The sequence below is a fragment of the Escherichia sp. WS1451 genome, assembly GCF_046487365.1.
In the GTDB taxonomy this organism is placed as follows: domain Bacteria; phylum Pseudomonadota; class Gammaproteobacteria; order Enterobacterales; family Enterobacteriaceae; genus Escherichia; species Escherichia coli.
Genome location: NZ_JBJQJP010000012.1, coordinates 95,938 through 122,303 on the forward strand (window position 1 = coordinate 95,938; position 26,366 = coordinate 122,303).

Annotated in this window: 32 protein-coding genes; 5 read left to right on the top strand and 27 right to left on the bottom strand. The window is 51.6% G+C overall.

Translation table 11 applies throughout. From position 1 onward, the window contains the following. Window positions 1-36: 36 nt before the first annotated feature. Genes rplI through rpsF form a run of 4 tightly spaced genes read right to left on the bottom strand, consistent with a single transcriptional unit; the run spans window position 37 to window position 1,476 of the window. Window positions 37-486 (bottom strand): 50S ribosomal protein L9, encoded by a 450-nt coding sequence (gene rplI, locus ACJHX7_RS16150; protein ID WP_001196062.1) that lies wholly within the window; start codon window positions 484-486, stop codon window positions 37-39. A 41-nt stretch (window positions 487-527) separates the two neighbouring features. Next, window positions 528-755, bottom strand: coding sequence for a 30S ribosomal protein S18 (gene rpsR / locus ACJHX7_RS16155; RefSeq protein WP_000135199.1), 228 nt, complete (start codon window positions 753-755; stop codon window positions 528-530). Window positions 756-759: 4 nt separating this feature from the next. Further along, on the bottom strand, window positions 760-1,074 hold the full coding sequence (priB, locus tag ACJHX7_RS16160; RefSeq protein WP_001296681.1) for a primosomal replication protein N: 315 nt from the start codon (window positions 1,072-1,074) through the stop codon (window positions 760-762). Window positions 1,075-1,080: 6 nt separating this feature from the next. Continuing rightward, complete coding sequence (gene rpsF, locus ACJHX7_RS16165; RefSeq protein WP_001216676.1) at window positions 1,081-1,476, bottom strand: 30S ribosomal protein S6; 396 nt, start codon at window positions 1,474-1,476, stop codon at window positions 1,081-1,083. Window positions 1,477-1,803: 327 nt separating this feature from the next. Here rpsF and yjfY point away from each other — a divergent pair, with 327 nt between their 5' ends. After that, window positions 1,804-2,079 (top strand): DUF1471 family protein YjfY, encoded by a 276-nt coding sequence (gene yjfY, locus ACJHX7_RS16170; RefSeq protein ID WP_000492914.1) that lies wholly within the window; start codon window positions 1,804-1,806, stop codon window positions 2,077-2,079. A gap of 128 nt (window positions 2,080-2,207) precedes the next feature. Here yjfY and ulaF read toward each other — a convergent pair whose 3' ends face one another. Genes ulaF through ulaA form a run of 6 tightly spaced genes read right to left on the bottom strand, consistent with a single transcriptional unit; the run spans window position 2,208 to window position 6,614 of the window. Further along, a complete protein-coding gene (gene ulaF / locus ACJHX7_RS16175; RefSeq protein WP_075861625.1) occupies window positions 2,208-2,894 on the bottom strand; it encodes an L-ribulose-5-phosphate 4-epimerase UlaF in 687 nt (228 codons plus the stop codon). Continuing rightward, complete coding sequence (gene ulaE, locus ACJHX7_RS16180) at window positions 2,894-3,748, bottom strand: L-ribulose-5-phosphate 3-epimerase UlaE (RefSeq protein ID WP_000949488.1); 855 nt, start codon at window positions 3,746-3,748, stop codon at window positions 2,894-2,896. Before ulaE ends, ulaF begins: the two co-directional genes overlap by 1 nt. Window positions 3,749-3,757: 9 nt before the next feature. Continuing rightward, window positions 3,758-4,408, bottom strand: a complete 651-nt coding sequence (ulaD, locus tag ACJHX7_RS16185) for a 3-keto-L-gulonate-6-phosphate decarboxylase UlaD (protein ID WP_000056760.1) — start codon at window positions 4,406-4,408, stop codon at window positions 3,758-3,760. Between the two features lie 13 nt (window positions 4,409-4,421). After that, window positions 4,422-4,886: a PTS ascorbate transporter subunit IIA gene (gene ulaC / locus ACJHX7_RS16190; protein WP_032172202.1), complete on the bottom strand. Its 465-nt coding sequence runs from the start codon at window positions 4,884-4,886 to the stop codon at window positions 4,422-4,424. A 9-nt stretch (window positions 4,887-4,895) separates the two neighbouring features. Continuing rightward, a complete protein-coding gene (ulaB, locus tag ACJHX7_RS16195; protein WP_000218360.1) occupies window positions 4,896-5,201 on the bottom strand; it encodes a PTS ascorbate transporter subunit IIB in 306 nt (101 codons plus the stop codon). A gap of 15 nt (window positions 5,202-5,216) precedes the next feature. After that, window positions 5,217-6,614, bottom strand: coding sequence for a PTS ascorbate transporter subunit IIC (gene ulaA / locus ACJHX7_RS16200; RefSeq protein WP_001300695.1), 1,398 nt, complete (start codon window positions 6,612-6,614; stop codon window positions 5,217-5,219). 354 nt (window positions 6,615-6,968) lie between these two features. Between ulaA and ulaG the strand changes: the two genes are divergently transcribed. Together ulaG and ulaR are read left to right on the top strand one after the other, a co-directional pair. Continuing rightward, window positions 6,969-8,033 (top strand): L-ascorbate 6-phosphate lactonase, encoded by a 1,065-nt coding sequence (gene ulaG / locus ACJHX7_RS16205; protein ID WP_001572274.1) that lies wholly within the window; start codon window positions 6,969-6,971, stop codon window positions 8,031-8,033. Between the two features lie 107 nt (window positions 8,034-8,140). After that, window positions 8,141-8,896, top strand: coding sequence for an HTH-type transcriptional regulator UlaR (gene ulaR / locus ACJHX7_RS16210; protein WP_000133631.1), 756 nt, complete (start codon window positions 8,141-8,143; stop codon window positions 8,894-8,896). On the opposite strand, the gene yjfP is transcribed toward ulaR, so the two are convergent. After that, window positions 8,893-9,642 carry an esterase gene (yjfP, locus tag ACJHX7_RS16215; protein WP_052920522.1) on the bottom strand — a complete coding sequence of 250 codons (750 nt, stop codon included), beginning with the start codon at window positions 9,640-9,642 and terminating at the stop codon, window positions 8,893-8,895. The two genes, ulaR and yjfP, sit on opposite strands and share 4 nt — an antisense overlap. A gap of 181 nt (window positions 9,643-9,823) precedes the next feature. On the opposite strand from yjfP, the gene bsmA reads away from it, so the two are divergent. Both bsmA and yjfN read left to right on the top strand, forming a co-directional pair. Beyond that, entirely contained in the window at window positions 9,824-10,153 is a 330-nt protein-coding gene (gene bsmA / locus ACJHX7_RS16220) for a biofilm peroxide resistance protein BsmA (RefSeq protein ID WP_000254636.1), read from the top strand. A gap of 148 nt (window positions 10,154-10,301) precedes the next feature. Then, entirely contained in the window at window positions 10,302-10,577 is a 276-nt protein-coding gene (yjfN, locus tag ACJHX7_RS16225; protein ID WP_000811566.1) for a DUF1471 family protease activator YjfN, read from the top strand. A 116-nt stretch (window positions 10,578-10,693) separates the two neighbouring features. On the opposite strand, the gene ACJHX7_RS16230 is transcribed toward yjfN, so the two are convergent. The 16 genes from ACJHX7_RS16230 to hfq all read right to left on the bottom strand — a co-directional run bounded on the left by ACJHX7_RS16230 (window position 10,694) and on the right by hfq (window position 26,306). Then, complete coding sequence (locus ACJHX7_RS16230) at window positions 10,694-12,319, bottom strand: isovaleryl-CoA dehydrogenase (RefSeq protein ID WP_094030079.1); 1,626 nt, start codon at window positions 12,317-12,319, stop codon at window positions 10,694-10,696. A gap of 83 nt (window positions 12,320-12,402) precedes the next feature. Further along, window positions 12,403-13,566 (bottom strand): glutathionylspermidine synthase family protein, encoded by a 1,164-nt coding sequence (locus ACJHX7_RS16235; protein ID WP_094030078.1) that lies wholly within the window; start codon window positions 13,564-13,566, stop codon window positions 12,403-12,405. Window positions 13,567-13,568: 2 nt separating this feature from the next. After that, on the bottom strand, window positions 13,569-14,207 hold the full coding sequence (locus ACJHX7_RS16240; protein WP_000101674.1) for a DUF1190 domain-containing protein: 639 nt from the start codon (window positions 14,205-14,207) through the stop codon (window positions 13,569-13,571). A gap of 9 nt (window positions 14,208-14,216) precedes the next feature. Beyond that, a complete protein-coding gene (locus tag ACJHX7_RS16245) occupies window positions 14,217-14,615 on the bottom strand; it encodes a DUF350 domain-containing protein (protein ID WP_000547760.1) in 399 nt (132 codons plus the stop codon). Window positions 14,616-14,632: 17 nt separating this feature from the next. Beyond that, a complete protein-coding gene (locus tag ACJHX7_RS16250) occupies window positions 14,633-15,292 on the bottom strand; it encodes a YjfK family protein (protein WP_097291242.1) in 660 nt (219 codons plus the stop codon). A 49-nt stretch (window positions 15,293-15,341) separates the two neighbouring features. Beyond that, entirely contained in the window at window positions 15,342-16,040 is a 699-nt protein-coding gene (locus tag ACJHX7_RS16255; RefSeq protein WP_000511955.1) for a PspA/IM30 family protein, read from the bottom strand. An 18-nt stretch (window positions 16,041-16,058) separates the two neighbouring features. Next, window positions 16,059-16,460, bottom strand: coding sequence for a YjfI family protein (locus ACJHX7_RS16260; RefSeq protein ID WP_000220137.1), 402 nt, complete (start codon window positions 16,458-16,460; stop codon window positions 16,059-16,061). Window positions 16,461-16,586: 126 nt separating this feature from the next. After that, a complete protein-coding gene (gene rlmB / locus ACJHX7_RS16265) occupies window positions 16,587-17,318 on the bottom strand; it encodes a 23S rRNA (guanosine(2251)-2'-O)-methyltransferase RlmB (protein ID WP_001293282.1) in 732 nt (243 codons plus the stop codon). A 179-nt stretch (window positions 17,319-17,497) separates the two neighbouring features. Then, window positions 17,498-19,939: a ribonuclease R gene (gene rnr / locus ACJHX7_RS16270; protein WP_094030076.1), complete on the bottom strand. Its 2,442-nt coding sequence runs from the start codon at window positions 19,937-19,939 to the stop codon at window positions 17,498-17,500. Between the two features lie 38 nt (window positions 19,940-19,977). Then, on the bottom strand, window positions 19,978-20,403 hold the full coding sequence (gene nsrR / locus ACJHX7_RS16275; RefSeq protein ID WP_001177639.1) for a nitric oxide-sensing transcriptional repressor NsrR: 426 nt from the start codon (window positions 20,401-20,403) through the stop codon (window positions 19,978-19,980). 204 nt (window positions 20,404-20,607) lie between these two features. After that, entirely contained in the window at window positions 20,608-21,906 is a 1,299-nt protein-coding gene (gene purA, locus ACJHX7_RS16280; RefSeq protein ID WP_000527968.1) for an adenylosuccinate synthase, read from the bottom strand. 103 nt (window positions 21,907-22,009) lie between these two features. Then, window positions 22,010-22,207, bottom strand: coding sequence for a DUF2065 domain-containing protein (locus ACJHX7_RS16285; RefSeq protein ID WP_001089295.1), 198 nt, complete (start codon window positions 22,205-22,207; stop codon window positions 22,010-22,012). An 81-nt stretch (window positions 22,208-22,288) separates the two neighbouring features. Beyond that, on the bottom strand, window positions 22,289-23,293 hold the full coding sequence (hflC, locus tag ACJHX7_RS16290) for a protease modulator HflC (RefSeq protein WP_001232412.1): 1,005 nt from the start codon (window positions 23,291-23,293) through the stop codon (window positions 22,289-22,291). Window positions 23,294-23,295: 2 nt separating this feature from the next. After that, window positions 23,296-24,555, bottom strand: coding sequence for an FtsH protease activity modulator HflK (hflK, locus tag ACJHX7_RS16295; protein WP_000312479.1), 1,260 nt, complete (start codon window positions 24,553-24,555; stop codon window positions 23,296-23,298). A gap of 85 nt (window positions 24,556-24,640) precedes the next feature. Further along, on the bottom strand, window positions 24,641-25,921 hold the full coding sequence (hflX, locus tag ACJHX7_RS16300) for a ribosome rescue GTPase HflX (RefSeq protein WP_000460360.1): 1,281 nt from the start codon (window positions 25,919-25,921) through the stop codon (window positions 24,641-24,643). A gap of 76 nt (window positions 25,922-25,997) precedes the next feature. Next, window positions 25,998-26,306, bottom strand: coding sequence for an RNA chaperone Hfq (gene hfq, locus ACJHX7_RS16305; protein WP_001051883.1), 309 nt, complete (start codon window positions 26,304-26,306; stop codon window positions 25,998-26,000). Between the last annotated feature and the right edge of the window lie 60 nt (window positions 26,307-26,366).

Consider the following 26,366-nt stretch of genomic DNA (forward strand, 5'->3'; position numbering starts at 1 on the left):
AATGGTCGGCGTTTTTACGTCTCGTTGAATAACGAATTATTCAGCTACTACGTTTACGATCACTTTCGCGAATACTTCGCTGTGAACCTGGAAGCTCACTTCGTGTTCGCCAGTGGTACGCAGAACGCCGTTCGGCAGACGAACTTCGCTCTTAGCCACTTCAACGCCAGCTGCAGTTACAGCGTCAGCGATGTCGCGAGTACCGATGGAACCGAACAGTTTACCTTCGTCGCCAGCTTTAGACGCGATGGTAACAGTTTCCAGTGCATTGATTTTCTCAGCGCGAGCATTAGCTGCTGCCAGAACTTCAGCCAGTTTAGCTTCCAGTTCAGCGCGACGTGCTTCGAAGAATTCAATGTTTTTCTTGGTAGCTGGAACAGCTTTACCCTGCGGTACCAGGAAGTTACGAGCATAGCCCGCTTTAACGTTTACCTGATCACCCAGGCTACCCAGGTTTGCTACTTTATCAAGCAGAATAACTTGCATTACCTTATCCTCTCAAAGTCGTATTAATGGACCGTGACCGATTACTGATGGCGATCAGTGTACGGCAGCAGGGACAGGTAGCGAGCGCGTTTGATAGCGCGAGCCAGCTGACGCTGGTATTTTGCACGGGTACCGGTGATACGGCTTGGGACAATCTTACCGCTTTCGGTGATGTAGTTTTTCAGCGTAGCGATATCTTTATAGTCGATCTCTTGAACGCCTTCCGCGGTGAAACGGCAGAACTTGCGACGACGGAAATAACGTGCCATATGGCTAGTCTCCAGAATCTATCAATTCAATCTGCTCGGCATGCAAAACCATTTTGCTCAGTCCGTTCTTTGCCTTGTGGCATGAAATGAACCCCTGAACGGTTATGCGACTGCCGACCGTTATACTGTGAGTAATGGCCTGGTTTTCGTGTCCGCTAACAATAACGGGCATTTGGCACCACGCCTGCCGGTGAAAACCGGCTTCCTCCTGCACAGAACGATGCTCAAGCACGAACTGGCAGTGAGGAATTCCTGATGGACTGACCTTTCGAAGGGGAGTCCTGCACACGGTGCCGGACAACACCAGACGGTTGGTCATCAGAAATTACTCTTCAGAATCCCCAGCTTCAGCATCATCAGCGGTTTCGTTTGCGAAATCATCGCGACGCTCACGGCGCTCGTCTTTCGCTTTAACCATCGGAGATGCTTCGGTAACAGCGTGCTTGGTACGCATAACCATGCTGCGGATAACGGCATCGTTGAAGCGGAAGGTAGTTTCCAGCTCATCGATCACTTCCTGCGGAGCTTCAACGTTCATCAGAACGTAGTGTGCTTTGTGCAGTTTGTTGATCGGGTAAGCCAGCTGACGGCGGCCCCAGTCTTCCAGACGGTGGATCTTGCCTTCTGCACCAGTGATGGCAGCAGTGTAGCGCTCGATCATGCCCGGAACCTGTTCGCTCTGGTCAGGATGGACCATAAAAACGATTTCGTAATGACGCATCGAATTGCTCCTTACGGATTATTCAGCCTCCTGTCTGGGTCAGCCGAATCCCGGGGAGGCAAGGAACGTGTTAAAGGTCGGCTGAAAAATGACGCGTTATAGTACTGACATACCCCGCTAAACTCAAGGCCAGCCGACAAATAAATCTCATCTTTCACCAAATCGTACTAACACGCTGATTTGAAGTTCATCACACTTCATCATGGTGTTTTTTTGAACAACTGCATCAGAAATGGTCACCATCCACTTCTTTATCATTGATTAAAATTAAATCAGAAGATCACCACAAGAGGAGAGCACACAAAGTCAGCCGTTGAGGAGGTATCTATGTTCAGTCGTGTTTTAGCCCTTCTGGCTGTGCTTTTGCTAAGTGCAAATACATGGGCAGCCATTGAAATTAATAACCACCAGGCCAGAAATATGGACGATGTGCAAAGCTTAGGCGTGATTTATATCAACCATAACTTCGCCACTGAAAGTGAAGCACGTCAGGCATTAAATGAAGAGACAGATGCGCAGGGCGCAACGTACTACCACGTGATTCTGATGCGGGAACCGGGGAGTAACGGCAACATGCACGCCAGCGCGGATATTTATCGCTAGCACCAGGTATAACCAACGAAACATTGCCATAGTTTGCTTTGCCCCCTTCGCAGGGGGCTTTTTTTGAAAAACGGCTGCGGAATCAGACCAGTTATCTCCCGAAGAAGGAAATTTCCGCAGCGCGTGTTTTACTTCTGCCCGTAATAAGCGTTGGGACCGTGCTTACGCATGAAGTGTTTATTCATAAGATAGCTGTCGATGTGATTCAGTTGCGGGTTTATACTGCGCGCAATCCACGCCATTTTCGCCACTTCTTCCATCACCACCGCGTTATGCACCGCATCGTGGGCATCTTTCCCCCAGGCAAACGGCCCGTGCTGATACACCACAATTCCCGGCGTATGCAACGGCTCGGCGTCACCCAGCGTTTCGATAATCACTTTGCCGGTGTTCAGTTCGTACTCACCCTGCACCTCTTCTTCGCTTAATCCACGCGTACACGGGATGTCGCCAAAGAAGTAGTCGGCGTGCGTAGTGCCTAACGCAGGGATCGCCAGCCCCGCCTGCGCCCATGCGGTAGCATGAGTGGAGTGGGTATGGACAATGCCGCCAAGCGACGGGTAACGACGGTAGAGTTCGAGATGCGTCGCAGTATCGGAAGACGGGCGATACGCCCCTTCCACCACCTTGCCGCTCATATCAACCACCACCATATCGTCTGCTTTCATGGTTTCGTAGGCGACGCCGCTGGGCTTGATCACCACCAGCCCGCGTTCGCGGTCAATGGCGCTGACGTTGCCCCAAGTAAAGGTCACCAGCCCGTAACGCGGCAGATCCATATTGGCTTCAAACACCTGCTGTTTTAGCTTTTGCATTATGCCGCCTCCACCATGCCTGCTTTGGCCATGCGCGCTTTCACCCAATCACGCGCTTTCGCCACTTCTGCCGCCGGGTCTTCCGCCGTTTCGCTCCACATCTCAATCAGGTACGGCCCGCAATAGCCACTCTGTTTGAGCGTTTCAAAGCAACGTTCGAAATCCACTACGCCTTCGCCAAACGGCACATTTTTGAAGACGCCTGGTTTGGTGTCTTTCACATGCACCGCGACGATATGCCCAATTCCGGCCTGCAATTCCATCTGCACGTCATTGTCCCACGCCGACAGGTTGCCGATATCCGGGTAGAGCTGGAACCATGGGTTGTTGAGATAGTGCGCGTAACCCAGCGCCTTGCTGATGGAGTTCATCAATGGATAATCCATGATCTCCATTGCCAGCGTCACCTGCGCGCGGCTTGCCATCTCAACGCTCTCTTTCAGGCCGTCACGGAAACGACGACGCGTTTCGTTATTGGCTTCCTGATAGTAAACGTCATAGCCCGCCAGTTGGATTACGCGAATGCCAACGTCCTGGGCGAACTGGATAGCTTTACGCATAATCTCCAGCCCCTGCGCCCGTACCGCGTCATCTTCGCTGCCCAGCGGGAAACGACGATGAGCAGAAAGGCACATGGAGGGCACGCGCACGCCGGTTTCAACAATCGCATTCACCAGCGCCAGACGCTGCTCGCGGCTCCAGTCGAGGCGCGACAGGCGATCGTCCGTTTCATCTACCGACATCTCGACAAAATCGAAGCCTAATTTTTTTGCCAGTTGCAGCCGTTCCAGCCAGCACTCCCCGGCGGGGAGCGCTTTTTCATAGATGCCAAGCGGAATTTGTTTGGACAACATATCCGCTCCTTAGCCCCACAGTTCGGCGATGGAACGTTTGAACTGACGCGCGGCTTCAACCGGAGAAGCGGCATCACGGATGCTGCGACCAGCGATAAACACATGAATCGGAATGCCTTTGAACAGCGGCAGATCTTCCAGCGCCAGGCCACCAGTAACGGTTACTTTGAAGCCCATATCGGAAAGACGTTTGATCGCGGTAATGTCAGCTTCGCCCCACGCCACGCCTGCGGCCTGTGCGTCACGGCTGCGGTGATAAACCACCTGCTGAATGCCTGCGTCGCGCCACTGTTGCGCCTGTTCCCAGGTCCAGTAGCCGGTCAGCTCGATCTGCACGTCGCCGTTAAACTCTTTTGCCACGTCCAGCGCACCTTTGGCGGTGTTGATATCCGCACAGCAAATCACGGTCACCCAGTCAGCGTTAGCTTCGAAGCACATACGAGAAAGGATTTTGCCCGCATCGGCAATTTTGGCGTCTGCCAGTACGATTTTGTGCGGGTAAAGCGCTTTCAGGTCACGAACCGCACGCACGCCTTCGCCCACGCACAGAATGGTGCCCACTTCGATAATGTCGACTTCTTCGGCAATCAGGCGAGTGGTTTCGTAGGCGCTATCCATAGTCTGGTTGTCCAGCGCGACTTGCAACATTGGTAATGACATCTTCAATTCCTTCTTAAGCTGCCGCGTTGGTGCGGTCAATTAAATCCAGTACTTCCTGCTCGGTACGGCAGGCGCGTAAACGGTCGAAATTCTCTTCATCTTCAAACAGGTTAACGATCTGCATGATGCCCACTTCCTGGTGAGTGTTGGCATCGACCGCCGCCATGGTGATGAGGATATCCACCGGATCGTTATCTTCGTGGTTGAACTCCAGCGGCTTTTTCAGCGTCACCAGCGCAAAACCGGTTTTCTTAACGCCCTCTTCCGGGCGACCGTGCGGCATTGCCAGGCCTGGTGCGAGCACAAAGTACGGACCGTGCTGTTCAACCGCATCCAGAATCGCCTGGTAGTAACGCGGCTCGACAACATCCGCCGCCACCAGCAGGTCAACACCGATTTTCACCGCTTCCTGCCAGGTATTTGCTTCGGCCTGCAGGCGGATAGATTTATTTTCAGCCAGCGAATCACGTAATTTCATGGCGCGTCCTTACTTCACATCCTGCGGGAAATGCGCTTTGATCACTTCCAGCAGTTTCGGGCCAAAGTCAGCAGGAGAGAGCATGTTGCGCACGCCAACCACATATTTGTTGCCGGTCACGGTGATTTCGCCCGCAATGTGCGTAGAAGCGATGATGATATCCGCGCCGCTCAACTCGCTTTTGTATTCGCCAACCGCGCAGCTGTTTACCGTGTGGTCAATGTTTGATTGGGTTAAAAACTGGTCCACTTTCATCTTCATGATCATGGAACTGCCTTGTCCGTTGCCACACACAGCCAGAATACGTACGGTCATAATCAAAACTCCTTATTAAGCAGACTGTTCTGCCAGTTGTTTTTCTGCATCTTCTTCTGCGCGCAGTGCGCGGCCAGCGAAGAACATATAAGCCAGTGCAATTACAATGATGACAGCCATAAAGGCGATACCGATGGAGAAGAAGCCCTGCATCATCGGCGGTGCCAGAATCGACCAGTCCGCCATGCCCATCCAGGCACTCATACCGGTGAGTTTCACCGCCCAGACGCAACCAAAGATTTCGATCATCCCCATCACCAGACAAATCTTCAGTGCCGCACGCCAGCCGCCGAAGTGGTTAGCGAACACGCCGATGGTGGCGTTAGAGAAGAACATCGGGATAAAGCCAGGGATAATCAGAATGGAAGAGCCGCAGGCGACCAGGATGCCAACTGCAATCAGTTGACCGATGGTGCCCCACATAAAGCCCCAGACCACGGCGTTCGGCGCGAAGCTATAAATAGCCGCACAGTCAATCGCCAGAACCGCGCCAGGGATCAGGCGCTGAGAGATACCGTTAAACGCTTCAGAGAGTTCCGCCACAAACATGCGCACACCCTGAGTGATGATGAAGATCGCCACCGCGAAGGAGAAACCGGTTTGCAGGATATACACCGTCCAGTTCACTTTGCCTGCCATCGCCTGCACGGTGTCGATACCGAAGGAGAGCAGAATGGCACCAAAGAAGATGGTCATGACAATCGCCGTGGAGACGATGTTGTCGTGGAAAATATTCAGCCAGCCTGGCAGTTTGAGGTCTTCAACGCTTTCCTCTTTTTTGCCGAGGAACGGCGCTACTTTATAGGCAATCCATGATGCAAACTGTTGCTGGTGACCGATGGAGAAACCGCAGCCGTCCGTCACTTCCTGAGTCGGTTTGTACATCATGTTGGAGGTTATGCCCCAGTAGAGCGAAACCAGAATCGCCGTGCAGATAATGGTCGTCCACATGGAATAGCCGAAAATAAACAACGTAACGGCAATCAGTCCCGCCTGCTGGAACATGATGTGTCCAGTCAGCATGATGGTACGAATACCGGTAATGCGACGCAGTAGCACGTAACAGATGTTCAGCGCCAGCGCTAACAACACCGCGTAACCTACCCAGCTATAGGCATCGCCCATGCGGTCGATGGTTGCCATCATCGAGGCGTAAGTATCGGAAATTGCGCCGTTAATGCCGTAGACTTCGGACATTTTCGCCACCACCGGTTTGAAGGTGCTGGTGAGGATGCCGGACCCTGCCTGCAACAACATGAAACCAATTATGGTTTTAATCGTGCCTTTAATAATAACGCTGACACTTTTGCGCAGTAGGATGTAGCCCAGACAGGTCACAATACCCAGCAACAACGGGGCATTGGTCATGACCTGGTTAAAAAACACGGTAAAGATGTTGTAGAGGATCTCCATAACGATCTCCTGAAGAAGAGGTAACCGGGTATTCCACACACCCGGAATGTTGTGCACTCACTCTAATTTTCAAAAGTAATCACAACAAGATTATTTATGATTAAATGTGACGCGACCCGCAAATAATTCCACATGGATAGAGTGGGATTCACACAACGAAACGATTATTCATTTAAATTCATTTAGTTAATTGAATTACACATTCCATTAAATCTTTCCATACTCAAAATCAACAACAACTTCCCTGGCAAAAAGTCAAAAAATGGTCATTGCCTTCCTGAAAAAATAGTGTCAGGATTAATCAAAACCAATCACATATTGATTCGAATTGAACTATCATGAAGGTAAATGGCGATGAGTAAAGTGAAAAGTATCACCCGAGAATCCTGGATCCTGAGCACTTTCCCGGAGTGGGGTAGCTGGCTGAATGAAGAAATTGAACAAGAGCAGGTCGCCCCTGGCACATTTGCGATGTGGTGGCTAGGCTGCACCGGGATCTGGCTGAAATCAGAAGGTGGCACCAACGTTTGCGTTGATTTCTGGTGCGGCACTGGCAAACAAAGTCACGGTAACCCGTTAATGAAACAGGGTCACCAGATGCAGCGCATGGCTGGCGTGAAAAAACTGCAGCCAAACCTGCGCACCACCCCGTTTGTTCTTGATCCGTTTGCGATTCGCCAGATCGACGCGGTACTGGCGACTCACGATCACAACGATCATATCGACGTTAACGTCGCTGCTGCCGTGATGCAGAACTGCGCTGATGACGTGCCGTTCATTGGGCCGAAAACCTGCGTGGATTTGTGGATTGGCTGGGGTGTGCCGAAAGAACGTTGCATCGTGGTCAAACCAGGCGATGTCGTTAAAGTGAAAGACATTGAAATTCATGCGCTTGACGCTTTCGACCGTACTGCACTGATCACCCTGCCTGCCGATCAAAAAGCGGCTGGCGTACTGCCAGATGGCATGGACGATCGCGCAGTAAACTACCTGTTCAAAACCCCTGGCGGCACCCTGTATCACAGTGGCGATTCCCACTACTCTAACTATTATGCGAAGCACGGTAACGAACATCAGATCGATGTGGCGTTAGGATCGTACGGTGAGAACCCACGCGGTATTACCGACAAAATGACCAGCGCCGATATGCTGCGTATGGGTGAAGCCCTGAATGCGAAAGTGGTTATCCCGTTCCACCACGACATCTGGTCAAACTTCCAGGCCGATCCGCAAGAAATCCGCGTGCTGTGGGAGATGAAAAAAGATCGTCTGAAGTATGGCTTCAAGCCGTTTATCTGGCAGGTGGGCGGCAAATTTACCTGGCCGCTGGATAAAGACAACTTCGAGTACCACTATCCGCGTGGTTTCGATGATTGCTTCACTATTGAACCGGATCTGCCGTTCAAGTCGTTCCTGTAATCTGTCGTTTATACCGGATAGCGTGGAGTAGTTCGCGCTATCCGGCGTAGTATTTCCTGGCTATTTCAAATATCATCTAAAAAAATCAAATTTTATCGGAATAGCTCATGACTGAAGCACAAAGACATCAAATCCTCCTGGAAATGCTCGCACAATTGGGCTTTGTGACCGTTGAGAAAGTCGTTGAGCGTCTGGGAATTTCGCCTGCCACTGCGCGACGCGATATCAATAAACTTGACGAAAGCGGCAAACTGAAAAAAGTGCGCAATGGCGCAGAAGCTATTACCCAGCAGCGCCCACGCTGGACGCCGATGAATCTGCATCAGGCGCAGAATCACGATGAAAAAGTACGTATTGCTAAAGCGGCCTCGCAGCTGGTTAATCCGGGCGAAAGCGTAGTCATCAACTGCGGCTCCACCGCGTTTCTGCTTGGGCGGGAAATGTGTGGCAAGCCAGTGCAAATCATCACTAATTATCTACCGCTGGCAAATTACCTGATCGATCAGGAGCATGACAGCGTGATCATTATGGGCGGACAGTACAACAAAAGTCAGTCCATCACTTTAAGCCCGCAAGGCAGCGAAAACAGTCTCTATGCCGGGCACTGGATGTTTACCAGCGGCAAAGGGCTGACAGCAGAAGGGTTGTATAAAACCGATATGCTGACGGCAATGGCAGAGCAGAAGATGCTGAGCGTGGTAGGGAAACTGGTGGTACTGGTTGATAGCAGTAAGATCGGCGAACGCGCGGGAATGCTTTTTAGCCGTGCCGATCAAATCGATATGCTGATCACCGGCAAAAATGCTAACCCGGAAATCCTGCAACAACTGGAAGCGCAAGGGGTCAGCATTCTGCGTGTTTAAAGATGCTGGCGGAAAAATGTCACGGCAGCATCTAACGCCTCAGGCGTAATGCGGTGACGCACGCCAGGCTGCCATGAACAGGTTAGCAGTTTATCCCGTCCCGTCTCGCTTAAGGCCTGCTGCAAACGTAGTGATTCGTCGGCAGGCACGACGTCGTCGTCAAGGCCATGCCACAGCAGTAGAGGTCTGTCAGCAAGTTGTTCCAGGTGGTTTGTCGCTTCCCACTCTGCCAGCGGCGCGACAATGTTATTGAATTCATTCTGCTGTGCTGCCGTTTCAGGTATCAGCGGTGGAAACAGTGAACGGGCGAGCGATGTAAAATAGCCCGATCCCATCATGCTGGCGGTACATTTTACCGTGGGGTGGCGAGCGGTAATTCCCAGTGCCGTCATCGCGCCCATCGACGCGCCACCGACTGCCAGACGGTCATCAAGCAGCCAGTTTTCTTCGGCTATTGCCGCACGTAAAGTAGTGAATTCCTGCATACTTTGTAGCAAGATTTGCCAGAATTGATTTAACCGCCGCGCTGCGTCGCCACTAAAACGACTACCGTGATCGGGCGCATCCGGCATGATCACCCGCAAACCAGCCTGCGCCAGCGCAACGGCAAAATAGCTATACACCAGACTGGACGAAGTAAAGCCGTGATAAAAAATCGCGCACGGTAACGGGGTATCTTTTTGCCCGACAGGATAAGCATGAAGAACGGGAATATCTGCCAGCTCGCGTGATTCTATTTCAATCATCTGTCTCTCCTTTTTGTCTGGTATGACATGAAGAAATCCTGAGCACAAGTTTCTGCTGGCGGTATTAGTTCATAATGTTGAGATGTGGGTTACGCTTTCGTCACGTTTTCATTCGAAAATCGCGTACCAGGTAACAATTCGGGAACATTCCCCCAAAGTTAAATTAATAAGGCACTACACTATGGTTAGCAGGAAACGTAATAGCGTTATTTACCGGTTTGCCAGTTTATTATTGGTGTTGATGTTAAGTGCCTGTAGCGCACTGCAAGGTACGCCACAGCCAGCACCACCAGTAACGGACCATCCGCAAGAGATTCGCCGCGACCAGACACAAGGGTTACAGCGAATAGGTAGCGTAAGCACAATGGTACGGGGCTCTCCGGATGACGCATTAGCAGAAATCAGAGCGAAAGCTGTCGCTGCAAAAGCTGATTATTACGTTGTCGTAATGGTGGATGAAACCATCGTGACAGGACAGTGGTATTCACAAGCCATTTTATACCGTAAATAAATCAGACAATTTATACAGCCAGTTTTACATTGCTTTGCGTCCCTATGCGTTTACCTGTGCACAATAAATTACCGGCTGGAAGCCTGGGCGTTTATTACCGCGATGGAATGCCCTGCAACATGTGGGGAAACGAAAAATGGAGCTGACGATGAAACAATTACTTGCCTCACCCTCGCTGCAATTAGTGACTTATCCTGCGAGCGCCACGGCACAGTCTGCAGAATTCGCCAGTGCTGACTGCGTGACGGGCCTGAATGAAATAGGTCAGATCTCAGTTAGCAATATTTCAGGGGATCCGCAGGACGTGGAACGTATCGTGGCGTTAAAGGCTGATGAACAAGGTGCGTCATGGTACCGCATTATTACCATGTACGAAGACCAGCAGCCTGATAACTGGCGCGTACAGGCGATACTGTATGCATGAGTATCATCTACAGCAAATGAACAATGCCGGATGCGGCGCGAGCGCCTTGTCCGGCCTATAATTTTCATATATTTCATTTGGTTAATCGAAACCAGCGTCGCATCCGTCGTATACGCTTACAAACACACTCCTCCCGTCGCCCGCAGTAATAAATCATTCTGGATCTGCTCTGACAACCGCACGCCACCGCGCGTATTTAACATCACCTGACACCACGCCTGCGCCATTGGCGGAGAGGCATATTTCAACATTTGCGCACCGCAGCCCAGCAGGAATAGCTGATGAGTAATCTCTCGCCCCAGTTCTTCAGCAGGCTTACGCAGCTGCTGCTGTAAACGACGAACCGCGCGATCAAAATAGCGATCCTGCCCTTTCACTTCCACAAATGCTTCCGACAATAAGTCGTATACGCCCGCTTGCTTATTGAGAACGCGCAGCACATCCAGGCACATAATATTGCCGGAACCTTCCCAGATACTGTTTACCGGCATCTCCCGGTAAAGCCGCGGCAGCTCGCTCTCCTCGCAATAACCAATGCCGCCCAGCACCTCCATCGCTTCGGCCACAAACGGCATACCTCGTTTGCAGATCACAAATTTTGCCGCAGGCGTAAATAAACGCGCCCACAGAGCTTCTTTGGCATCGACACGTCGATCCCATGCCCGCGCCAGACGAAACAACAACGCGGTTTGCCCTTCAAGCTGAAGCGCCATGCGACTTAAGACATGACGCATAAGGGGCTGTTGGATCAATGGATTACCAAAAACATGGCGTTGATGTGCATGATAAATCGCCAGCGAAAATGCACGGCGCATCATGGCATGGCTACCCAGGGCGCAATCAAAACGCGTCATCCCTCCCATTTTCAGGATCAGACGAGTTCCTTCCCCTTCCTGCCCTAACAACCAGCCAATGGCATCCTGAAACTCCACTTCGCAACTGGCGTTAGAGCGATTACCCAGCTTATCTTTCAGCCGCTCGAGGCGAATCGCGTTGCGTTGCCCGTCAGGCAAAAAGCGCGGCACAAAAAAGCAGGACAAACCGCCCGTAGTCTGCGCCAGCACCAGATGCGCATCGCTTTGCGGCACCGAGAAAAACCATTTATGCCCCACCAGCCGATAAGAGCCATCTTCCAGGCGCTCTGCGCGGGTGGTGTTGCTCATGACATCGGAACCGCCCTGCTTTTCCGTCATTCCCATGCCAATCAACAAACCGCGTTTTTGCCCACCTGGCAATAAGTGAGAATCGTAGCGATCGCTCAACAGCGGCGTGGTCCAGTCCTGAAACGGCGCGGGTAACATCTGTAACAGCAATGGCGTGGCGGCAAAGGTCATCGTTATCGGACATAACGACCCTGCCTCAACCTGTGCGTGCAACATAAAACGCGCCGCGCGCGCCACAAATGCGCCGGAGCGAGCGTCTTCTTCCCAGGCAAGATTGTGCACCCGATTGGTACATAGCGCCTGCATCAGCAGGTGCCAGGCGGGGTGAAAACGCACATCGTCCAGACGCCGCCCCTGCGCATCGTAGCGCAATAATTCAGGCGGATTCACATTCGCCAGCCGCCCCAGTTCAAGGGATTCAGCCGTCCCTAACTGCTGACCAATACTGGCTAGAAAATCGCTATCCCAGCCAGCACCTTCACGCGTTACCGCTTCGCAGAGCGCGCCATCAGACAGGTATAAGTTGCTGTTATTTAATGGTATAGGTTGATTAAAAACGGTGTGAGTTTGCCAGTGCACTGTGTCTCCCTCCATCAATGGCAGTCACCATTAGTATGGTCACTGCCATGGATTCATGACAGAAAGAGATTGCTAAAACATTCTTATCCAGCAATGTAATGCGGAACGAAACGTGAGGTGTCTTTGGTGATCAGCGTGTTATCTTCACGGATCCCCATTCCGCACGCTTCATCATCGACAATCCAGCTACCGATGAGTGTGTAGCTATCGCCAAATCGCGGCAGAGGTTGAAACGCCTGGTAGATCATCGGTTCATCGGCGTAATCACCATCAGCGTGGTCAACGACGTTATTCTGACCGTCGAAAATGGTGACGTTGCCGCCTTCGCGCGAGTAGATCGGTTTACGCACATAGCTTTCGCCAGCGGCAATCTGCGGTTTTTCACCATCGAACCAGGATGCAAGAAGGTTAGGATGACCAGGGAAGAAGCGCCAAAGCAGCGGCATTAGCCCTTTATTACTCAAGATACTTTTCCATAACGGCTCCACCCATTGCTCACGACGCTTGCGCAGCAGCGGACCGTTATCGTCACGCATCATCCACTCCAGCGGATACAGCTTAAATGCACGCTGGATGACATTATCATCAAGATCGGTCAGTACTCCGCCGACGCCCAAACCGAGATCTTCAATGTAGATAAACCGCGACTCCTGCCCTGCCTGCTGGGCGCAGTCCTGCAAGTACAGCACGGTACTCCTGTCTTCATCGGTGTCCTGACAGCAGCAAAAATAAAACGGTTCCCGACTGTAAAGCTCACTAAAGCGCGAAATCAGGCGTTCCTGAATGGCATTGTACTGATCGGCATCACACGGAATAACGCCGCTGCGCCGGGCATCTTCCAGCCACAACCACTGGAAATAAGCCGACTCGTACAATGAAGTTGGCGTATCGGCGTTGTACTCCAGCAACTTAACCGGTGCATTACCACACCAGGCAAAATCCATACGGCCATACAACGAAGGATCGCGTGCGCGCCAGCTTTCGGCGATCACATCCCAGTACAACGGCGGGATCGCCAGTTGCGTCAGGATCTCTTCATCTTTAACCGCACGATCCACCACCTCCAGGCACATCTGATGCAGTTCCGCAGTCGGTTTTTCGATCTGCTCTTCAATCTGGCGCAAAGTAAAGCGATAAGCCCGACTCTCATCCCAATAGATTTCATTGTCGATGATATGAAAGTCAAATCCGTTATCGGCGGCAATCCGGTCCAGATCCCGCCGCACAGGAACGTTGTGTCTCAGCATGATTAGCCTCCCCAATGCCCACGGGCGCTGGAAGAACGACCATAGCCGCCGCGAGAAACGGTTGACGCTTTTTTGGTGGTAAAGCCGCCCGAAGAGTAAGACTCTTTTTTGCCAGAACCGGAGCGCCAGGAGTAATCACCGGAAGTGTTGCGCCAGACGGGGCGGGAAGCAAATGAGGATCCGCCGCTGTTATAGACGAACGGCTCATCGCGATCTTTACGAATAACCCGGCTTAACAAAAATCCAGAAACGACCGGGATCCAACTCTGTTCAACATTGTCGTAGTAACAATTTTCATACTTAGACTGACAATTCTGCTGAGTCATATTCTTCGGAACATCGGCATAAAACGCCGCTTTGGCGTTGTTCCAGCCATGAGCACAGATATCTGAATTATTACCGTCATCAATACAATCCTGCACTGTCGAGTAAAACGTTCCGTCACCGTCGTTATCGACATCACCACTATCGCCACAACCTTTCAATACAAAAAAAGCTGCACCGCCCATTAGCGCCAACGTTAAGTATTTTTGTGCGTAGCGATTGCGACGCGGTTCAAAAGGATTATTCGGTCTGCCAATGCGACTGATCGCTCCGTGACCAATTTTACTGTTATTTCTTGATTTGCGTTTTCTGGCCATGATCGTCCATTACCATGTCATACAAGCTGCGTTAAAAATACCACCTGCCAGCGCGGCGGTTCCCATAAACATTCCTGCTGCGGTATTGTGATTAATAATTTTTTCGCTTAATGCGGGCATATAAAGTCTGACACCAGCAAAAACGAGTAACTGAATCACCAGTGCGATCCCGCCCCAGGCGAAATAATCCGGAATACTCACCGCATTGATTGCCGCACTGGATAAGGGGATCACGTAACCCAACAATGTACCGCTGAATGCCAGTGACGCCGCGGTATTATTGTTTTTGATTAATTGCCATTCGTTGTGCGGTGTAATTTTGGAGTAGATAAACAGAAAAATAATCACCATAGCCACGCCAATAAAAAAATAGGCGCTAAAGGCAAGAAGTGAATCCAGTATATGCATCGTAAACGTCCTTGTAATTAACCAATAATATGAAGTGATGTCAGCGGGATATCGACACCCAGCGCGCGCGAAAATATCCACTCCGGCTCGCCGAGATCGTTAAATGATTCCTCACCATTTAACAGCAAATATTCGTAAGTATCTTCGGTCACTTGCCGTTGGTAGCCCATGCTAAAATTATGGACCTCCCATTTGGCATGGTTTTGATTTTCTACTTTTTCCAGCATGTAGACGGGTTCGATATTTCCCGGTTCTTCACTGTTAAAAAATCGCTGCCAGCGTTTTTCCTGCCAGTTTAAGGTTATAGCCCCCATCGCTTTGGCGTTGATCGCCTCGCGCCAGTGACTCTCTTTACTGATACCGTAGCTCTCTTCATAGACAAAGAGCTTGATATCATCAATGTCATCAATATCTTCGCCGCCAGTGGTATTGATTTGCAGGAACTCATCGCCCGAAGTGTAGTAACGGAAAATCTGGCTACCCCCGCCCAGATCGATGTGGCTGACAGCGGCTACCGTAAATTCCTCACCCGGCAGCGCAATCAGCAATGCATCTTCCAGCAAACGAAACGCTAACGTATCGAGCGTAAAACCACTATTGAGATGCAGACCCAGCGGACCGCGAGCGATAGCAGGCTTATTATCCTTGCCAAACAGACGCTGGAAAAAACCAGACATATTTTATCCTTAAAATAGTTGCCAGCCTTGCAGTGAGGCTGGCAAAAAATTACTCGCCCTGTTGGCGTTGCAGTCTTGCTAATACATCCTGGGCGCTACTTTTATTGCTACCGCCAATTCCGGCTTCCGCCAGCTTTTCATCAAGATCGCGACCGTCTGCGACTTTTTCCAACTGTGCGGCAGCATCCAGGCGAGCCTGACGTTCGGCCTGACGCGTTTGCAGGCGTTTTAAGGATTCTGCCGCTGTCGAAACGCTGGAAGATGCGCCAACGGTAGAGGTCGTTACAGCCTGTTGTGCACGCTGCATGGCTTCAGTAGCTTTAACGACTTCCATTTGCTGCTCAAACTGAGCGATACGCTGCGCTGTCGCTGTAACTGCTTTTTCCACGCCATCACGAGAGACTTCCAGATTCGACAACACTTGCTCTTCAGCGGTAATGAGATTCTCAAGGCGCGCGATTTCTTCAGCAACTTCGTTAATCAACGACGGATTAACGTTCTTGCTTAACGCTTCCAGCGCACGAGCTTCCAGACTGGCTTTGCGCTCACGTAAATCTTTCAGCTTATCGTGACTTAATTTCACCCGCGCCAGCAGATCAACGCGAGATTTTCCGGCTTTATCGAGTTCAGCTTTAGCGTCACGAATATGCTGTTCCAGCATGCGCACGCCCTGGGTTTCTTCAATGGACTCTTCCGCCTGGGAGATAAACGATTTCCCCAGCGTAAATAAACTTTTTAAAATCCCCATAAATACCCGTCCTTGTAATTAGTGTGAATATTCTTCTGTAATTTCAGCCAGATCCAATGCGTTATCTACCAGCGAGGTTATCTCAAGCAGGATATCTTCAAGAGAAGATTTAAGCGATAACGCACCGAAAACAATGTAATACTCTTCCTGTTGCACGCTGGAGATCCCTACCGATGACAACGGCATCATCTTCTGATTTCTTAATAAGAAGGTATTAAATTCATCTGGATTGCTGATACTACTTACCGGACAAATAAAGGTTTCGATGATCATTTGGCGGGAAGTAAAAAGAATATTGATTTGCAAATCGCCATAATCATTCATTTTAATAATTAATGCGCTTTCGCTATTTGTTACATCAATATTTTGTTCAGGTACAGTTTGCAGCGCCGTCGCCAGCGCCAACGGATTCCATGTCATATATTATTCCATATAGATTAAGTTTAAATATTAATAAAATGAATATTTGCAGTACGTAATTATCTTACCAGCTATAGACAAAAAAAAACCATCCAAATCTGGATGGCTTTTCATAATTCAGAGGAACTAGCTGCGCTGACGAACCGCTTCAAATAAGCAAATTCCGGTTGCAACCGAAACGTTCAGGGAAGAAACACTTCCTGCCATTGGGATGCTGATCAACTCATCGCAATGTTCACGGGTCAGGCGACGCATACCTTCACCTTCCGCGCCCATCACCAGCGCCAGGCGTCCGGTCATTTTGCTCTGATAGAGTGTATGATCCGCCTCGCCTGCCGTACCGACGATCCAGATATTCTCTTCCTGCAACATACGCATGGTGCGCGCCAGATTAGTCACCCGAATCAGCGGAACGCTTTCTGCCGCACCACAGGCCACTTTTTTCGCCGTGGCGTTGAGCTGTGCGGAGCGATCTTTCGGCACAATCACCGCATGAACACCAGCGGCGTCCGCGCTACGCAGGCACGCGCCGAGGTTGTGCGGATCGGTTACGCCGTCGAGGATCAGCAGGAACGGTTGATCGAGCGAAGCGATCAGATCCGGCAGATCGTTTTCCTGATACTGCCGTCCTGGCTTCACACGAGCGATAATGCCCTGATGCACGGCACCGTCGCTTTTCTCGTCGAGATATTGGCGGTTTGCCAGCTGGATAACCACGCCCTGGGACTCAAGGGCGTGAATCAGCGGCAACAGACGTTTATCTTCACGGCCTTTTAAAATAAAGACTTCCTGAAAACGTTCAGGGGCGCGCTCCAGCAGGGCCTGCACTGCGTGGATGCCGTAAATCATTTCGCTCATTAATGTACTCGTTGTTTACGTTTTGCCTGATGCACTACGTTTATCCGGCCTACATGATCTCTGCAATATATTGAATTTGCGTGATTATGTAGGCCGGATAAGGCGTTCACGCCGCATCCGGCATGAACAAAGCGCATTTTGTCAGCAATCTAACCCTCTTCTTTTAAAGAGGGTATTGATCACTCTGCCACTTTTTTCTTCGCCGCACGCTTCGCTTTGGTCGCTGCGGCTATTTTCTGCGTTTTCGCCGATGGCTTTTTCGCTTTTCTCGCGTCTTTCTTCGCCGCTTTCGGCTTCGTTTTTTTCTCACCGCGGAAGGCGCTGTCTGGCTCAAAGTTTACCTTTTTACCGACCTGACGACGCTTGCCGCCTTTTTTACCTGCATCGCCTTTTTTCGCTTTCTCGCGCGCCGTTTTACCGACGTTGCGCGGTGCGCGTTCGCTGGAGATCAGGCTAAAGTCGATTTTACGCTCGTCCATATTAACCGCTTCGACGCGAACTTCCACGCGATCGCCCAGGCGATAAGTCTGGCCGCTGGATTCACCCATCAGGCGTTGCCCTACCTGGTCAAAGCGATAGTAGTCATTGTCCAGCGAAGAGACATGGACCAGACCATCAATGAACAAGTCGTCCAGACGGACGAAGAAGCCAAAGCCAGTGACGCTGGAAATTACGCCTTTAAAGACGTTACCTACCTGGTCGAGCATGAAGTCACACTTCAGCCAGTCAGCTACATCGCGTGTTGCTTCGTCGGCACGACGTTCCGCCATCGAACAGTGCTGACCCAGTTGCAGCATCTCTTCCATCGAATAATGGTAGCCGCCGGTTTCAGTGGTGTTGCCCTGATGCCCCTGCTCTTTCGCCAGCAGATATTTAATGGCGCGGTGCAGCGTCAGGTCAGGATAACGACGAATCGGCGAAGTAAAGTGCGCATAGGACTGCAATGCCAGACCGAAGTGACCACGGTTTTCCGGATCGTAAATCGCCTGTTTCATCGAGCGCAGCAGCATGGTTTGCAGCATTTCTGCGTCAGGACGATCGGCAACCGACTCCAGCAACTCCGCGTAATCACGCGGTTCCGGCTTGTTACCGCCCGGCAGTTCCAGCCCCAGCTCCGCCAGCACTGAACGGAAAGAGGTAATCGCTTCGGTGCTCGGCTTATCGTGAATACGGAATAGTGCTGGTTCTTTGGCTTTCTCAACGAAACGCGCCGCCGAGATATTCGCCAGAATCATGCATTCTTCAATTAACTTGTGGGCGTCGTTACGCTGAATCTGTTCGATACGTTCAATACGGCGTTCAGCGTTGAAAATGAACTTCGCTTCTTCGCTCTCAAATGAGATCCCACCGCGTTCTTCACGGGCTTTATCCAGCACTTTATAGAGGTTATGCAACTCTTCGAGATGCTTAACCAGCGGGGCGTACTGCTCGCGCAGATCCTGATCGCCCTGCAGAATATGCCAGACTTTGGTGTAGGTCAGACGTGCGTGAGAGCTCATTACCGCTTCATAGAATTTGTAGCCAGTCAGGCGGCCTTTCGACGAAACCGTCATCTCGCACACCATACACAGGCGGTCTACCTGCGGGTTGAGCGAGCACAGGCCGTTAGAGAGCACTTCCGGCAGCATCGGGATAACCTGCGAAGGGAAGTACACCGACGTACCACGGTTACGCGCTTCTCTGTCCAGCGGTGTTGGCGGACGCACATAGTAGCTGACGTCGGCAATCGCGACCCATAAACGCCAGCCGCCGCCGCGTTTTTTCTCACAGTAAACTGCATCGTCAAAGTCACGGGCGTCTTCGCCATCAATGGTGACCAGCGGTAAATCGCGCAAATCGACACGGCCCGCTTTTGCTTCTTCCGGCACTTCTTCTTTCAGCCCGGCAACTTGTTGCTCAACAGCCTGCGGCCAGATATACGGAATTTCATGGGTACGCAGAGCGATATCAACCGCCATGCCGGTGCCCATATTGTCGCCAAGTACTTCGACGATTTTACCCACCGCTTTGGTACGGCGAGTCGGGCGTTGGGTCAGTTCAACCACCACCACAAAGCCCATCCGCGCGCCCATGATCTGATCGGGCGGGATTAAGATATCGAAGCTCAAACGACTGTCGTCAGGAACCACAAAGCCGACGCCCGCTTCGGTAAAGTAGCGACCAACAATCTGGCTGGTTTTTGGCACCAGTACGCGGACAATACGCGCTTCACGACGACCTTTACGGTCAGCGCCCAGCGGCTGCGCCAGCACCTGATCGCCATGAATGCAGGTTTTCATCTGCTCGCTCGAGAGATACAAATCATCTTTACGCCCTTCAACCCGCAGAAAGCCGTAGCCATCACGGTGGCCAATAACGGTACCTTTCACCAGGTCGAGGCGTTCCGGCAGCGCATAGCACTGACGACGAGTGAAGACCAGTTGACCATCGCGCTCCATCGCGCGCAGGCGGCGACGCAGGCCTTCAAGCTGCTCTTCGCCTTCAATGTGCAGTTCTACCGCCAGCTCATCACGGCTGGCCGGTTTTTCACGTTTGGTTAAATGTTCGAGGATAAATTCCCGACTAGGGATGGGATTCGCGTATTTTTCAGCTTCGCGTTCCTGGAAAGGATCTTGTGACATCTCGGTTCCTCCGTTGTCATCTCTGATGAAGATTTTCGTCACTCCACCAGCAATAATTTATAAAGCGGTTGATTCTCTTCAACCAAATCGGCAAGCGTGTAGTTATCCAGTTCCGTAAGAAAACTTTGCACGGCCTTAGAAAGTGCCTGTTTCAACCGACAGGCAGGTGTAATGTGGCAAAACTCACTGCTGCAATTCACCAGCGATAAGGGCTCCAGCTCGCGCACCACATCACCAATACGTATCGCACTCGCCGGTTTACCCAGACGAATGCCGCCATTTTTTCCACGAACAGCAGTCACGTAGCCGGCACGACTAAGTTGATTGATTATTTTGACCATATGATTACGGGAGACGCCGTAGACGTCAGTCACTTCAGAAATACTGGTCATCCGCCCTTCTGGCAATGACGCCATGTAGATCAGCGCACGTAATCCGTAATCAGTGAAACTCGTTAACTGCACATCAACCTCAAAAGGGAAATCGGGAAAAAATACATTTATATTGATGATAAACCAGCCACAAGCTGTGTCGCTAATTTATTTCAGTTCGGGGAAGGAAAAAAGCGAGGATTTAACACTGTGTCGGATAGCGTAATGGCTTACCCGACACAGCAATGTATCACACTGTTAGCCCGGCAGGCAAAATATCTGCCAGGCGTTCCAGAATTACGCGTCGAACGGGTCGCGCAGAATCATGGTTTCAGTACGATCCGGACCGGTAGAGATGATATCGATCGGCACACCGGTCAGCTCTTCAATACGCTTGATGTAGTTCAGCGCCGCCTGCGGCAGGCCGCTACGATCTTTCACGCCGAAGGTGGATTCAGACCAGCCCGGCATGGTTTCGTAAATCGGCTCTACACCTTTCCAGTCGTCAGCTGCCAGCGGAGTGGTAGTCACTTCACGACCATCCGGCATACGGTAAGCCACGCAGAGTTTCACCTCTTTCAGGCCATCCAGAACGTCCAGCTTGGTCAGGCAGAAGCCAGACAGGGAGTTCAGCTGTACCGCACGACGAACGGCAACGGTGTCCAGCCAGCCGGTACGACGACGACGACCCGTAGTTGCGCCGAATTCGTTACCCTGCTTGCAGAGGAACTCGCCAGTTTCATCAAACAGTTCAGTCGGGAACGGACCTGCACCCACACGAGTGGAGTAAGCTTTGAGGATACCCAGAACGTAATCAACATAACGCGGGCCCAGGCCGGAACCGGTCGCCACGCCACCAGCAGTGGTGTTGGAAGAAGTTACGTACGGATAAGTACCGTGGTCGATATCCAGCAGCGTACCCTGCGCACCTTCAAACATGACGAAATCGCCACGCTGACGCGCCTGGTCGAGCAGATCAGAAACGTCAACAACCATAGAAGTCAGGATGTCGGCAACAGCCATCGTATCATCCAGAACTTTCTGGTAATCAACCGCTTCAGCGTTGTAGTAGTTAACCAACTGGAAGTTGTGATATTCCATCACTTCTTTCAGTTTTTCAGCGAAGGTTTCTTTGTCGAAAAGGTCGCCAACACGCAGACCGCGACGTGCCACTTTATCTTCATAAGCAGGCCCGATACCACGACCGGTGGTGCCGATCGCTTTCGCGCCACGCGCTTTCTCACGCGCGTTATCCAGCGCAACGTGATAATCAAGGATCAGCGGACATGCTTCAGACAGCAGCAGACGCTCACGAACGGGGATGCCACGGTCTTCCAGTTCTTTCATCTCTTTCATCAGCGCAGCCGGAGACAGCACAACACCGTTACCGATGATGCTGGTTACATTCTCGCGGAGAATACCTGATGGAATAAGATGGAGAACGGTTTTTTCACCGTTGATTACGAGAGTATGGCCTGCGTTGTGACCGCCCTGGTAGCGTACAACATATTTAGCCCGTTCAGTCAGAAGATCGACGATCTTACCTTTACCTTCGTCACCCCATTGGGTGCCCAGTACGACGACGTTGTTACCCATTTTTCAAAATCACCGTTTGCTTAAAAATGGATTCTACCATCGCTTTTTCAGAGTTACAGCACTTTTTGCACTCAAAAATGACCTCGATCAGTCTGTTTTTTGTTCAGCCAATCGTTTTCCTCAACATGTAGTAGACCACAACGCCCGCAACCACAAGTCCACCGCCAAAACGACGTAAAATATTATCGGGCAAATTGGTCATCGCAGAGATCATCTTCTTCCATGCCTTCGGGTAAAGCATCGGCCCTAAACCTTCCAGTACCAAAACCAGGGCAAGCGCCAGCCAGATTGTCGAATTCATTCATTATCCTTATAGAAAAAGAAAACCACCGACATCCCTGAGGATGCGGTGGCTTTATTGACCTGTACCGCAGTCGTTATATTAACGCGTTGCGGAGGTCGGCGTCTTCATGTAGCGGAAGAAATCGCTGTCCGGGCTCATGACCATCACGTCCTGATTGCCAGAGAAGCTGTTCTCATAAGCACGCAGGCTACGGATGAATGCGTAGAAGTCCGGATCTTTACTGAATGCATCAGCAAACAGTTTGGCTGCTTCGGCATCGCCTTCACCGCGCATGATGCGGCCCTGACGCTCAGCTTCTGCCAGCGTTCTGGTCACTTCATAGTCGGCAGTTGCACGCAGTTTTTCCGCTTCTTCCTGACCTTGTGAACGGTGACGACGCGCTACCGCTTCACGCTCGGCGCGCATACGGTTGTAGATCGCTTCAGACACTTCGGTCGGCAGGTTGATCTGCTTAATTCGCACATCGACAACTTCAATACCCAGCGCCGCCATACTGTTCGGGTTGATGACCGGAACTTTGCCCTTCGTCTCAGCCGTTACGCGCTCTGCCGCTTCGGCAATGGCGTTATCTGCTGCAGGGGTAGTAACTTCATCTTCTGTACCCGCAGAACCGGAGTTCAGCGCGTCACGTACTTCGAGGGTCAGACGACCACGGGAATCGGTGACGATGTCTTTCACGTCCAGACGACCAATTTCAGAACGCAGACGGTCAGAGAACTTACGTTTCAACAGCACTTCCGCTTGCGAAATGTCGCCACCACCCGTTGCCAGATAGTAACGGCTGAAATCGCTGATGCGCCATTTGATGTAAGAGTCGACGATCAGGTCTTTCTTCTCTTTGGTCACAAAGCGGTCGGCCTGGTTGTCCATGGTCTGAATACGTGCGTCGAGCATTTTCACCGTTTCAATGAACGGTATCTTGAAATGCAGACCCGGCTCATAAACCAGAGGTTTGTTGTCATCGTCACGCAGTACCTTACCAAAACGCAGCGTAATACCGCGCTCACCTTCTTTGACGACAAAGACAGACATGTAAAGCACTACCAGCACGATGATGATAATCGCTATAACTGACTTACGCATCGTTATTCCCCCTGACGCTGGTAGTCGTTACGCTGCGCGTTGGCGCGGCGTTGGTCCATAATATCGCCCTGACTGGTGGACGACGTGTTGCTTGCTCCACTGGTTGTGGAGGAAGAGGCTGGCGGCAGACGCAGCAGATTGCTGGCACCGTTATCGCTCTTCGCCGCAGGGGCGTTACCACCTTTCAGCATCTGGTCTAACGGCAGAACCATCAGGTTGCCACCTTTGTCGTTAACCAGCACTTTGCGGGTGTTACCCAACACTTTTTCCATCGTCTCGATATACAGACGCTCGCGAGTAATTTCCGGCGCAGCTTTATATTCCGGCAGAAGTTTAGCAAAGCGCGCCACTTCACCCTGAGCTTCCAGGATGGTCTGGGCCTTGTACGCACGTGCCTCTTCGAGGATACGTTGCGCCTGACCGTTCGCACGCGGCTGAACTTCGTTGGTATACGCTTCTGCTTCACGAATGTATTGCTGTTCGTTTTCACGCGCGGCAATCGCATCGTCAAACGCCGCTTTTACTTCCTCCGGCGGACGAGCAGCCTGGAAGTTGACGTCCAGCAGAGTGATGCCCATGTCATACGGACGAATCGTCTCTTCCAGTTCGCGCTGGGTATCGCTACGAATCACGGTACGACCTTCCGTCAGAATGCGGTCCATGGTGTATTTACCGATAACCCCGCGCAGGGCGCTGTCGGTAGCCTGACGCAGACTGTCATCCGGGCTGGTCACGCTATACAGATATTTTTCCGGATCGGTGACGCGGTACTGCACGTTCATCTCAACGCGCACTACGTTCTCGTCCGACGTCAGCATCACACCAGAAGCTGCCAGTTCACGCACGGCTTCCACGTTCACCGGTTTGACTTCGTCGATAAACGTCGGTTTCCAGTTCAGACCCGGCTCAACCAGATGGCTGAATTTACCAAAGCGTGTTACCACGCCACGTTCGGCTTCTTTAATGGTATAGAAACCACTGGCCGCCCAGATAATGACAATCGCTGCCGCTGCGATGGTAACGACACGACCGCCAAGCTGCGGGCGTGGGCCTTGCGATGAACTGCCACCGCCAGATCCGGTGCCTTTACCGCCGCCCAGACCACCGAGCTTTTTGCTCAGCTTGCGGAAGATATCATCTAAATCAGGTGGCCCTTGATCGCGACCGCCTTTGTTTCCATTTCCCTCAGAGTTGCCGCCAGGTTTGCTGCTTCCCCACGGGTCGCGGTCTTGTCCGTTATTACCGGGCTGATTCCACGCCATGTTTGTGCTCCATATTTGTTATGCGGTGATCCCTGTTGTCTTTCGACGCCAGAGGATATGACTCCACGCTTCAGACGCTACGCCGTTAGATCAGGTAATCGATCAACGCCGGTTCTTGTTTACAGAGGCGACGCCAGTCAACGATCGGCATACGAACTTGCAGACTTACGCTGCCGTCCTCCTCCATCCACTCTTTTTCTATTGCCTGAAGCTGATAAAAACGACTTCTCAGACGCCCTTCCTGCGGTGGCAGACGCAATGTATGCTGCGCCACCTCGCCGGAAAGCCGCTCCGTCAAAGCCTGAAAAAGCTGTGGTATCCCCGCTCCGGTCTGTGCGGAAAGCCAGACACGGATCGGTTTGTTCTCTTCGTCCCGATCAATACGCGGTTCGAAATCTTCCAGCATATCGATCTTGTTCATCACCAGCAGGGTTGGGATCTCGTGAGCGTCGATCTCTTCAAGAACCGTATTCACCGCTTCGATGTTTTCTTGTACACGCACATCCGCCGCGTCAATGACGTGCAGCAGTAATGTGGCTTGCCGCGTCTCTTGTAACGTGGCTTTAAATGCCGCCACCAGATCGTGCGGCAGGTGGCGAATAAACCCTACGGTATCTGCAAGTACGGTTTCACCGACATCCGCGACGTCAATACGCCGCAACGTCGGGTCGAGGGTGGCAAACAACTGGTCTGCCGCGTAGACCCGCGCTTCGGTGATGCGATTGAAAAGGGTAGATTTACCGGCGTTGGTATATCCCACCAGCGAAACAGTAGGAACGTCGGCTTTGATACGCGATTGCCGCCCCTGCTCACGCTGCTTTTCAACTCTTTCCAGGCGCGACTGTATCTGCACGATGCGATTACGCAACAAACGACGGTCGGTTTCGAGCTGGGTTTCACCCGGACCACGCAAACCGATCCCGCCTTTCTGTCTTTCAAGGTGGGTCCAGCCACGCACCAGGCGCGTAGCCAGATGGCGCAACTGCGCCAGCTCAACCTGCAACTTACCCTCATGGGTACGCGCACGTTGGGCGAAAATATCTAAAATAAGGCCGGTGCGGTCGATAACACGACACTCGCACAAACGCTCCAGGTTACGCTCTTGCGCCGGGCTCAGGGCATGGTCAAAAAGAACGACCGAAGCACCCGTCGCTTTGACAGCTTCCGCAATTTCAACTGCTTTACCTTCACCTACAAAATACTTTGGGTGCGGCGCTTTACGGCTACCGGTAATCACCTGCAATGCTTCGACACCGGCGGAAGAGACCAGAGATTCAAACTCCTGGAGGTCTTCCATATCTTTGTCTTGCGTAAAATAGATGTGTACCAGTACCGCCTGCTCACCAGCATCATAACGGTCAAACAAGCGTATAACCCTCTAAATAGATCAGCGGGGAACGCAGGATCGCTGGCTCCCCGTGTAAAAAAAACAGCCCGAAACCTTATTCGGTTTCTTCGCTGTCCTGTTGCGCGGAAGTATTCTGCGCACTGCTACCATGATGGTAGTTACTGCTGGTACCGCCACCGGCGTTGTTACTGTGATGAGAAACCGGGCGAGACGGGACAACAGTAGAAATCGCGTGCTTGTAAACCATCTGGCTGACCGTGTTTTTCAACAGGATCACGAACTGATCAAAAGACTCGATTTGCCCTTGCAGCTTAATACCATTCACCAAATAAATAGAAACTGGAACACGTTCCCGACGCAGTGCGTTCAGGAACGGATCTTGTAAAGATTGCCCCTTAGCCATTCTCTCTTTTCCTTATATGCTTATTTGTACTTTGAACCTTTCGATTCTGAAAAAATTGCG

Excerpts from the sequence above, each read along its gene's own strand:
- rnr (WP_094030076.1), bottom strand. The coding sequence starts at position 19,939 with ATGTCACAAGATCCTTTCCAGGAACGCGAAGCTGAAAAATACGCGAAT.
- ACJHX7_RS16235 (WP_094030078.1), bottom strand. The coding sequence starts at position 13,566 with ATGCTGAGACACAACGTTCCTGTGCGGCGGGATCTGGACCGGATTGCC.
- hflK (WP_000312479.1), bottom strand. The coding sequence starts at position 24,555 with ATGGCGTGGAATCAGCCCGGTAATAACGGACAAGACCGCGACCCGTGG.
- ulaB (WP_000218360.1), bottom strand. The coding sequence starts at position 5,201 with ATGACCGTACGTATTCTGGCTGTGTGTGGCAACGGACAAGGCAGTTCC.
- ACJHX7_RS16250 (WP_097291242.1), bottom strand. The coding sequence starts at position 15,292 with ATGTCTGGTTTTTTCCAGCGTCTGTTTGGCAAGGATAATAAGCCTGCT.
- ACJHX7_RS16245 (WP_000547760.1), bottom strand. The coding sequence starts at position 14,615 with ATGCATATACTGGATTCACTTCTTGCCTTTAGCGCCTATTTTTTTATT.
- hfq (WP_001051883.1), bottom strand. The coding sequence starts at position 26,306 with ATGGCTAAGGGGCAATCTTTACAAGATCCGTTCCTGAACGCACTGCGT.
- ACJHX7_RS16255 (WP_000511955.1), bottom strand. The coding sequence starts at position 16,040 with ATGGGGATTTTAAAAAGTTTATTTACGCTGGGGAAATCGTTTATCTCC.
- rlmB (WP_001293282.1), bottom strand. The coding sequence starts at position 17,318 with ATGAGCGAAATGATTTACGGCATCCACGCAGTGCAGGCCCTGCTGGAG.
- ulaF (WP_075861625.1), bottom strand. The coding sequence starts at position 2,894 with ATGCAAAAGCTAAAACAGCAGGTGTTTGAAGCCAATATGGATCTGCCG.
- ACJHX7_RS16260 (WP_000220137.1), bottom strand. The coding sequence starts at position 16,460 with ATGACATGGAATCCGTTGGCGCTGGCGACGGCGCTGCAAACTGTACCT.
- ACJHX7_RS16285 (WP_001089295.1), bottom strand. The coding sequence starts at position 22,207 with ATGAATTCGACAATCTGGCTGGCGCTTGCCCTGGTTTTGGTACTGGAA.
- yjfY (WP_000492914.1), top strand. The coding sequence starts at position 1,804 with ATGTTCAGTCGTGTTTTAGCCCTTCTGGCTGTGCTTTTGCTAAGTGCA.
- priB (WP_001296681.1), bottom strand. The coding sequence starts at position 1,074 with ATGACCAACCGTCTGGTGTTGTCCGGCACCGTGTGCAGGACTCCCCTT.
- ulaE (WP_000949488.1), bottom strand. The coding sequence starts at position 3,748 with ATGTTGTCCAAACAAATTCCGCTTGGCATCTATGAAAAAGCGCTCCCC.
- rplI (WP_001196062.1), bottom strand. The coding sequence starts at position 486 with ATGCAAGTTATTCTGCTTGATAAAGTAGCAAACCTGGGTAGCCTGGGT.
- hflC (WP_001232412.1), bottom strand. The coding sequence starts at position 23,293 with ATGCGTAAGTCAGTTATAGCGATTATCATCATCGTGCTGGTAGTGCTT.
- ACJHX7_RS16240 (WP_000101674.1), bottom strand. The coding sequence starts at position 14,207 with ATGGCCAGAAAACGCAAATCAAGAAATAACAGTAAAATTGGTCACGGA.
- yjfN (WP_000811566.1), top strand. The coding sequence starts at position 10,302 with ATGAAACAATTACTTGCCTCACCCTCGCTGCAATTAGTGACTTATCCT.
- ulaR (WP_000133631.1), top strand. The coding sequence starts at position 8,141 with ATGACTGAAGCACAAAGACATCAAATCCTCCTGGAAATGCTCGCACAA.
- bsmA (WP_000254636.1), top strand. The coding sequence starts at position 9,824 with ATGGTTAGCAGGAAACGTAATAGCGTTATTTACCGGTTTGCCAGTTTA.
- ulaC (WP_032172202.1), bottom strand. The coding sequence starts at position 4,886 with ATGAAATTACGTGATTCGCTGGCTGAAAATAAATCTATCCGCCTGCAG.
- yjfP (WP_052920522.1), bottom strand. The coding sequence starts at position 9,642 with ATGATTGAAATAGAATCACGCGAGCTGGCAGATATTCCCGTTCTTCAT.
- purA (WP_000527968.1), bottom strand. The coding sequence starts at position 21,906 with ATGGGTAACAACGTCGTCGTACTGGGCACCCAATGGGGTGACGAAGGT.
- ulaA (WP_001300695.1), bottom strand. The coding sequence starts at position 6,614 with ATGGAGATCCTCTACAACATCTTTACCGTGTTTTTTAACCAGGTCATG.
- ulaG (WP_001572274.1), top strand. The coding sequence starts at position 6,969 with ATGAGTAAAGTGAAAAGTATCACCCGAGAATCCTGGATCCTGAGCACT.
- ulaD (WP_000056760.1), bottom strand. The coding sequence starts at position 4,408 with ATGTCATTACCAATGTTGCAAGTCGCGCTGGACAACCAGACTATGGAT.
- rpsR (WP_000135199.1), bottom strand. The coding sequence starts at position 755 with ATGGCACGTTATTTCCGTCGTCGCAAGTTCTGCCGTTTCACCGCGGAA.
- rpsF (WP_001216676.1), bottom strand. The coding sequence starts at position 1,476 with ATGCGTCATTACGAAATCGTTTTTATGGTCCATCCTGACCAGAGCGAA.